The sequence below is a fragment of the Pseudokineococcus basanitobsidens genome, from assembly GCF_037482545.1.
Taxonomy (GTDB): Bacteria; Actinomycetota; Actinomycetes; order Actinomycetales; family Quadrisphaeraceae; genus Pseudokineococcus; species Pseudokineococcus basanitobsidens.
In genome coordinates, this window is the sequence record NZ_JBBIAA010000003.1 from 312447 (window position 1) to 319814 (window position 7368).

Annotated in this window: 5 protein-coding genes; 1 reads left to right on the forward strand and 4 read right to left on the reverse strand. The window is 76.1% G+C overall.

Annotated elements, in window-relative coordinates:
* Window positions 1-81: 81 nt before the first annotated feature.
* The 3 genes from WDZ17_RS05670 to tkt form a co-directional block, all read right to left on the reverse strand.
* On the reverse strand, window positions 82-1788 hold the full coding sequence (locus WDZ17_RS05670) for a phosphoglucose isomerase-related protein (RefSeq protein WP_339574161.1): 1707 nt from the start codon (window positions 1786-1788) through the stop codon (window positions 82-84).
* Window positions 1785-2972, reverse strand: a complete 1188-nt coding sequence (tal, locus tag WDZ17_RS05675; protein WP_339574162.1) for a transaldolase — start codon at window positions 2970-2972, stop codon at window positions 1785-1787. Before tal ends, WDZ17_RS05670 begins: the two co-directional genes overlap by 4 nt.
* Before the next feature lie 103 nt (window positions 2973-3075).
* Window positions 3076-5253 (reverse strand): transketolase, encoded by a 2178-nt coding sequence (gene tkt / locus WDZ17_RS05680; protein ID WP_339574163.1) that lies wholly within the window; start codon window positions 5251-5253, stop codon window positions 3076-3078.
* 619 nt (window positions 5254-5872) lie between these two features.
* Here tkt and WDZ17_RS05685 point away from each other — a divergent pair.
* A complete protein-coding gene (locus WDZ17_RS05685; protein WP_422631846.1) occupies window positions 5873-6799 on the forward strand; it encodes a heme o synthase in 927 nt (308 codons plus the stop codon).
* A gap of 180 nt (window positions 6800-6979) precedes the next feature.
* Here WDZ17_RS05685 and WDZ17_RS05690 read toward each other — a convergent pair whose 3' ends face one another.
* Entirely contained in the window at window positions 6980-7240 is a 261-nt protein-coding gene (locus WDZ17_RS05690) for a hypothetical protein (RefSeq protein ID WP_339574165.1), read from the reverse strand.
* Window positions 7241-7368: the final 128 nt, after the last annotated feature.

A 7368-nucleotide genomic window follows, 5' to 3' on the forward strand; every position in this document is an offset into this window, starting at 1 on the left:
CCCCGCGGCCGTCGCCCAGCAGGCCCGCGCGGGCGGGGCGTCGAGCGCCCCGCCCGCGCCCCGCGGCCGTCGCGGTGGCCGTCATGCGGCGCCCCCCGAGGACGACCGCGACAGGACCTCGTGCACGCGGCCCAGGGCCGACCTCGACGTGAGGTGCACGCGCAGCACCGGACGCCCGTGCCCGGCCAGCACCCCGGCGTCGCCGGCGGCCTGCGCCCGCTGGAGCACGCCGAAGCTGAACGGGCGGTCGGGGATGGGCAGGTCGTCGCCCGCCGGCTCGGACGTCACCTGGAGGTAGACGCCCGTCGCGGGCCCGCCCTTGTGGTACTGGCCGGTGGAGTGCAGGAACCTGGGGCCCCAGCCGAAGGTGACCGGCCGGCCGGTCCGGGCGGCGAGCGCCTCGCGCACCTGCTCCAGGTCGGCGTCGCCCTCGCGGTCGAGGTAGGCCATGACGGCCAGGTAGCCGCGGTCGTCGGGGACCTCGGGCAGCTGGGCGAGCAGCGCGTCGACCGCGCCGTCGAGCGTCGTGACCCCGTCCAGCAGCCCCGGCGTCGCGCGCAGCTCCACGTCGCCGTCCACGACGTCGGCGGGCTCGGGCTCGGGCGAGCCGTCGAGGAGCTCGCGCGTCGCGTCCTTCGCGCTCTCGACGTCGGGCTGGTCGAAGGGGTCGATGCCCAGGAGCCGCCCGGCGACGGCCACGGCGGTCTCCCACAGCACCATCTGCGCACCGAGCGAGCCGCTCGTCCACGCGGTCGCCCCGCTGACGTCGGGCGCCGCGCCGTCGCCCCCGGCCGAGCCCGCGTCCGCGACGAGGCGGACGACGAGGGCGTCCTGCGGCGGGGAGGCGACCTCGGGGGAGGAGGGGCCGGCGACGACGACGGGCAGGAGCCCGGTGCCCTGCTTGCCGGTGGACTCCGCGACGAGCTGCTCGGCCCACGCCCCGAAGCCGGAGAGCGGCGTGCCGTCCTCGACGAGCACGACCTTGTCGCGCAGGGGCCGCGTGCCGCCGAGGGCCGCGCCGAGCTGCAGGGCCGGGTTCCCGTCGTCGTCGGCGGCGAGCAGCGCGAGCGCCTCGGCGCCGTCCTCGAGCAGGCCCGCGACGTCCGCGCCGGCGAGGCCCGCCGGGACGAGGCCGAAGGCGGTGAGGGCGGAGTACCGCCCCCCGACGTCGGGGTCGGCCTCGAACAGGGCGCGGTAGCCCTCGCTGCGGGCCATGTCGGCGAAGGGGGAGCCCGGGTCCGTGACGACGACGACGCGGCGGGCCGCGTCCACCCCGGCGTCCGTCAGGGCCGCGACGAAGGCGCGGCGCTGGGAGTCGGTCTCGACCGTGCCGCCGGACTTGCTCGAGACGACCACGACCGTGCGCTCGAGGCCGTCGGCGAGCGCTCGACGCACCTGGCCGGGGTCCGTGCCGTCGAGGACGACGAGGGGGACCCCGGCGGTGGCGGTGATGACCTCGGGGGCGAGCGAGGACCCGCCCATCCCGCACAGGACGACGCGGTCGACGCCCTCGGCGGCGAGCTCGGCCCGCAGGGCCTCCACCCGGTCGGGCAGGTCGGCCGACCGCTCCCCGACCGCCACCCAGCCGAGCCGTCGTCCGGCCTCGTCCGCGGCGTCCGGGCCCCACAGGTCAGCCCGCTGGGCCGCGACGCCACCGGCGACGCCGTCGGCCACGAGTGCCGGCACGTGCTCGGCCACCGCCGCGGCCGCGGCCCCGGCGACGGCCACCGCGAGGCGGGGCGCGGGCTCCTCGCCCGCGTCGCCCGCCCCACCCGCCGCCGGGCTCACCGCTGGGCCTCGGCGTCGTCGTCGGCCGCGGACAGGCGGGCCAGCTCGTCGGAGACGGTCTGCTGGAGCTCGGTCCAGGAGTCCGCGAACTTCTTCACGCCCTCGCGCTCGAGCTGGTCGACGACGTCGGTGTAGGAGATCTCCAGGCGCTCGAGGTGGTCCATGACCGCCGTCGAGGCGTCGGCGGTGCCCGTCATCGTGTCGCCGTGCACCTGCCCGTGGTCGGCGGTCTTGTCGAGCGTCGCGCCGGGCATGGTGTTGACCGTGCCCGGGGCCACGAGCTCCGTCACGTACAGGGTGTCGGGGTAGTCCGGGTTCTTCACCCCGGTGGAGGCCCACAGCGGGCGCTGGGGGCGCGCCCCGGCGTCGGCGAGCACCTGCCAGCGCGGCGTGGCGAGCACCTCCTCGTACGCGGCCCAGGCGAGCCGGGCGTTCGCCAGGCCCGCCTGCCCGCGCAGCGCGAGGGCCTCCTCGGTGCCGATCTTCTCCAGCCGGCCGTCGATCTCCGTGTCCACGCGGCTCACGAAGAACGAGGCGACCGAGGCGATGCTCGACAGGTCGCGACCGGCCTCGCGCGCCTGCTCGAGACCGGTGAGGAAGGCGTTCATGACGGCCCGGTAGCGGTCGAGGGAGAAGATGAGCGTGACGTTGACGCTGATCCCCTCCGACAGGGCCGTGGTGATGGCGGGCAGCCCCTCGACGGTGGCGGGGATCTTCACCATGAGGTTGGGCCGGTCCACGGCCGACCAGATCTTCCGCGCGGCCGCGATGCTCCCCTCGGTGTCGTGCGCGAGGCCCGGCTCCACCTCGAGCGACACGCGCCCGTCGAGGTGGCCCGTGCGCTCGTAGACGGGCGCGAAGAGGTCGCACGCGCGGCGGACGTCCTCGGTCGTCAGCTCGAAGACGGCGTCGTCGACGCCCGCACCGCGCCGGGCGAGGGCCGTGGACTGCTCCGCGTACGCGTCGCCCTTGGACAGGGCGCTCGCGAAGATCGTCGGGTTGCTCGTGACGCCGACGACCGAGCTGCGGTCCACGAGGCGCTGCAGCTCCCCGCTCTCGAGCAGCTCGCGCGAGAGGTCGTCGAGCCAGACGGACACGCCCTCGGCGGACAGCTGGGCGAGCGGCCCGGTGCCGGTGGTCCCGGGGTCGGCCGAGGGGCCGGGGGTGCTGGACGGGGTGGTCACGATGTCCTCCAGGGCGTGTGCGCGGCGCGCCGGACGGCGTGCCGGGTGGTCCGTGCCGGGGCGGCGGGGGGACCGCAGGAACATCCCGCCGCCGCGCCCTCGGTCACTGCTGGTCGCCGGTCCCGGCGTCGGTCGGGGTGGTGGCGGCCCCGCCGGGGGTGTCGCCGCCGCGCGCGGCGGCGACGGACTCGCGGGCGGCGTCGGCCACCGCGTCGACGGTGATGCCGAACTCGCGGAAGAGGGTCTCGTAGTCCGCCGACGCGCCGAAGTGCTCGAGCGAGACCGTGCGGCCGGCGTCGCCGACGACGTCGCGCCAGCCCTGGGCCACCGCGGCCTCGACCGAGACCCGGGCCCGCACGGACGGGGGCAGGACCGAGGCGCGGTAGTCGTCGTCCTGCGCGTCGAACCACTCCCGGCACGGCATCGAGACGACGCGGGCGCGGACGCCCTCCGCGGCGAGCTGCTCCCGCGCCCCGAGGGCGAGCTGGACCTCCGAGCCCGTCGCGACGAGGAGGACGTCGGGGTCCCCGCCGTCCGCCTCGGCCAGCACGTAGGCGCCGCGGACGGTGCCGGCCGCGGACGCCAGGGTGGAGCCCTGCGCCTCGCCGTCACCGCGCTCCAGCGTCGGCAGCTTCTGCCGCGTCAGGGCCAGCCCGGCCGGGCGGTCGGTGTGCTCGAGCACGGCGCGCCAGGCCCACGAGGTCTCGTTGGCGTCCGCCGGACGGACCACGTCGAGACCCGGGATGGCGCGCAGCGCGGCGAGCTGCTCGACGGGCTGGTGCGTGGGGCCGTCCTCGCCGAGGCCGATCGAGTCGTGCGTCCACACGTAGATCGTGGGGATCGCCATGAGCGCGGCGAGGCGCACCGCCGGGCGCATGTAGTCGCTGAAGATGAGGAAGGTGCCGCCGTAGGCGCGGGTGCCGCCGTGGAGCGTGATCCCGTTGAGGATCGCGCCCATCGCGTGCTCCCGGATGCCGAAGTGCAGCGTCCGGCCGCCCTCGTCGCCCGGGAACATCTTCGTGGCCCGGCCCGGCGGGACGAAGGACCCCACGCCCTCCATCGTCGTGTTGTTGCTGCTGGCGAGGTCGGCGGAGCCGCCCCACAGCTCGGGGAGCACGTCCGCGAGCGCGGTGAGCACGTCGCCGGAGGCCGACCGCGTCGCGACGTCCTTGCCGGCGGGGAACTCCGGCACCGCGTCGGTCCAGCCCTCGGGCAGGCGGCGCTCGGACATGCGGTCGAGCAGCTCGGCGCGCTCGGGGTTCGCCTCGCGCCACGCCGTGTAGCGCTCCTCCCAGGCCGCGCGCACGCCCTTCGCCCGCTCGGTGCTCGCCCGCGTCACCTCGAGGACCTCGTCGTCGACCTGGAAGGTCCGCTCCGGGTCGAAGCCGAGGACCTCCTTGATGCCCCGCACCTCGTCGTCGCCGAGCGCGGAGCCGTGCGCGGCACCGGTGCCCTGCTTGGTGGGGGCCGGCCAGGCGATGACCGTCGTCAGCTTGATGATGGACGGGCGGCTCGTCTCCTCGCGGGCCTTCGTGATCGCCGTGTGCAGGCCCTCCACGTCCTCGGAGTAGGTGCCTCCCCGGGTGAAGTCGACGTGCTGGGTGTGCCAGCCGTAGGACGCGTAGCGCGCGAGCACGTCCTCGCTGAAGGAGATGTCCGTGTCGTCCTCGATGGAGATGCGGTTGTCGTCGTAGATGACGACGAGGTTCCCCAGCTCCTGGTGGCCGGCGAGGGAGCTCGCCTCGGAGGTCACGCCCTCCTGGACGTCGCCGTCGGAGGCGACGACGTAGATCGTGTGGTCGAAGGGGCTCGTCCCCGGGGCGGCGTCGGGGTCGAGCAGGTGCCGCTCGCGGCGGGCGGCCATCGCCATGCCGACGGAGCTGGCGAGGCCCTGGCCGAGCGGCCCGGTCGTGATCTCGACGCCGTCCGTGTGCCGGAACTCGGGGTGCCCGGGCGTCCTGGACCCCCACGTCCGCAGCGACTTGAGGTCGTCGAGGCCGAGGTCGTAGCCCGCCAGGTACAGCTGGATGTACAGGCTCAGCGACGAGTGCCCCGCGGAGAGCACGAAACGGTCCCGTCCGTGCCAGTGCGAGTCGGCGGGGTCGTGCCGCATCACCTTCTGGAAGAGGAGGTAGGCGGCGGGCGCGAGGCTCATCGCCGTCCCCGGGTGGCCGTTGCCCACCTTCTGCACCGCGTCCGCGGCGAGCACGCGGACGGTGTCCACGGCGCGCCGGTCGGCGTCGCTCCAGGTGAAGGCGTCCGGCGTCGTCTCGATGTCCATGCGCTCCTGCGTCCTTCCGCGGCCGCCGGGCGGTGCTCCCGGACCGGCGGACCGGTGTCGATGCGTGTGCTGCCTGCCTGGCCGTCCGACCGCTCCGGCCGGGAGGCCGGTGGGCGTCGACGGCGCCTGCTGGTGCCAGCGCCGCCCCGCCCCGTCCTCTTCCCTGCGCCCGCGCCCGACTTCGGTCGGGGCGGAGGAGGAGCCCTCGGGCCTCTGCGCGCAGGACCCTAGTGGCGCGGGACCCTCGCCGCCCGTGCGCGCCGAGGACCGACGCGCCGCCGACGAGGCCCTCGACCGGGCCGGCGGGGGCGGGCGGCGGCGCTCGCCCCGGCCAGGCCGTCGCCCGCGCGGACCGTCGGGCCGCCGACCCCCGCACGAGTCGTCCGCGTACGATCGGCCGCACGCGGCTGCGCACGTCCCCGGCCGGTGGCAGACCCGGGGACCCCGCGGGACGGGCCCTCGCGGGCACCGTGCGTGCGCGCCGTGGACCCGCCCCTCGAAGGATCGGACGAGACCTCCTCGTGAAGCTGTCGTGAGAGCGACCGACGCATCGCGGACGACCCCGGCCGGGTCGCCCGTCGTGGCCCCGGCGTCCGGTGGCGTCGGCGTCTCCGGGCCGCTGCACCCCGCGGCGTCGGGACGTCCGCAGCGCTCCCGCGCCGCCGCCTTCCTGGCGCTGACGAAGCCCCGCATCATCGAGCTGCTCCTCGTCACGACCGTCCCGACGATGCTGCTGGCCGCGGGCGGGCTGCCCTCGCCGTGGCTCGTCCTCGCGACCCTCGTCGGCGGGTCCCTCGCGGCGGGCAGCGCCAACGCCCTGAACTGCTACGTGGACCGCGACATCGACGCGCGGATGGACCGGACGCGCGAGCGGCCCCTCGTCACCGGCGAGGTGAGCCCCCGCGAGGCCGTCGTCTTCGGCGTCGGCCTCGGCGTGGCCTCGGTCGTGTGGCTCTCGCTCCTCGTCAACGTCCTGTCGGCGGCTCTCGCGCTCGCGGCGATCGCCTTCTACCTCTTCGTCTACACGCTCGGGCTGAAGCGGCGGACGTCGCAGAACATCGTGTGGGGCGGGGCGGCCGGGTGCATGCCGGTGCTCATCGGCTGGGCGGCGGTCACGGGGTCCCTGGCCTGGGCGCCGCTCGTGCTGTTCGGCGTCATCTTCCTGTGGACCCCGCCGCACTACTGGCCGCTGTCGATGCGCTACGCCCGGGACTACAGCTCCGTCGACGTCCCGATGCTGGGTGCGGTCGAACGACCGGGGCTCGTGGCGCGCAGGATCCTCGCCTACTCGTGGGCGATGGTCGCGTGCTCGCTGCTGCTGGTGCCCGTCGCCTCCACCGGCCCGGTCTACACGCTCGGTGCCGTGGTCCTCGGCGCGTGGTTCCTCGTCGAGGCGCACGCGCTGCGCCGCCGGGCCCGCCGCGCGGACGCCTCGCCGGAGCCCGTGGCGACGGCCGGCGCCATGCGCGTCTTCCACGTCTCCATCTCGTACCTCACCCTTCTCTTCGTCGCCGTCGGCGTGGACCCGTTCGTCCCCTGGTGGTGAGCCCCGTCCGACGTCGCCGCTCCCGGCGTTGAGGTCGGCGGCGCGGGGGCGAGCACGGGTCTGCCGCGGCGTGGACCCCGGTCGCCCCCGGGAGGGGCGTCGACAGGTCGCCTGTGCCCGCCGTCGTCCACAGCTCTCGCGGTGCGTGGGTCGTTGTCGGACCCTCCCGCTACCGTCCTCTCAGTCGAACACCTGTTCGACGTCGGTGGCGGGGTGGACGGGGTGGTGCGTGTGGCTCTCGACGACCGGCCGCCCCTGCCCGACGGCCACGACCCGGACGGGGACGCGGACGCACGCCCCAGCCAGGCCCCGGACGAGGTTGCGGACGAGCGCCCGGGCCAGGGCCGGGACGGCGATGGTGACGCCGGCGCTGCTGCTGCTGCTGGCGACGGGGCCGGCGGGTCCGGCGGGTCCGGGTGGGCGTTCCCGGGCAGCGAGCACCCGGAGCTGCCGGTGGCGCGGCGGCGGGCCCGGTCCCTGGTGGACGCCCTGGTGGACCAGGGCCGGGTGCGGGCGGTGTCCTACGCGGCGACGGTGGGTGCGGTCGCGGACCTGGTCGAGCAGATGGC

Coding starts and splice junctions, on each gene's coding strand:
- tkt (WP_339574163.1), bottom strand. CDS start 5,253: ATGGACATCGAGACGACGCCGGACGCCTTCACCTGGAGCGACGCCGAC.